Source organism: Pyramidobacter sp. C12-8 (assembly GCF_002007215.1).
Taxonomy (GTDB): domain Bacteria; phylum Synergistota; class Synergistia; order Synergistales; family Dethiosulfovibrionaceae; genus Pyramidobacter.
This window is the reverse complement of record NZ_MUHX01000074.1, coordinates 1-666: the sequence shown is the minus strand read 5'-3', so window position 1 is coordinate 666 and position 666 is coordinate 1. Positions and strand designations below refer to the sequence as shown.

At 64.9% G+C, this 666-nt stretch carries 1 protein-coding gene; it reads right to left on the bottom strand.

Annotated features, from left to right (window positions below; all coding sequences use genetic code 11):
* The coding region (locus tag B0D78_RS12125) for a hypothetical protein (RefSeq protein WP_143521875.1) at positions 1-666 on the bottom strand (666 nt) is incomplete at both ends.

Genomic DNA, 666 nt, shown 5'->3' with positions numbered 1-666 from the left:
TGTGGGGATGATGTCGAGGCGTTTGTGCGCGCTGTCGAGGAGGATGCCGGGGGCGCTTCCGTGGGGGGCGGCGCCGATGGTGTAGGTGGCGTTCTGTCCCGCGGCGAGGGCGGCGGCTTTCAGCTGGCCTTCGGTGGCGGCCTGTCCGGCGCGGGCGTTTTCGCCCCAGCCGGCGTCGAGGGTGGTGTTGCTCAAACCGGCGATGGTGCCTGTCGCGCCGTTGAGTTTGATTTCGTTCGCGCCACTTTTGACTGTGACGCTGGCGAACTCGGGGGTCTCGCTCATGACGAGGTCGAAGCCGTCGCCGGCGGCGTTCTTTTTCACGCCGAGGTTCTTGCCGGATGCGCCACTCGTCACGCTTGCCAGGCCGCCTTTGAGGTTCAGGGTCTGGCCGAGGGTGCGGTTGACGGCGCCGTCGTTGCCGGCGAAGTTCAATCCGCCGGACAGGGTGCCGGTGATGGTGGTGATGGCGGAGTTGTTGCTGATGTCGATGTTTTGACCGAGGTTGGGGTTGGCCGACACAGTCACTTTCGCGCCGTCGCTTCCGTCGGCCGCTACGGTCACGTCGATCTTACCGGTTTCGCCTGCGAACTTGATGTTCTTCTTGGTCGCGCCGCCGAGGGTGATGTCCTGTTTCGTTCCGGCTTCGTTGCTGACGGTGAAGCC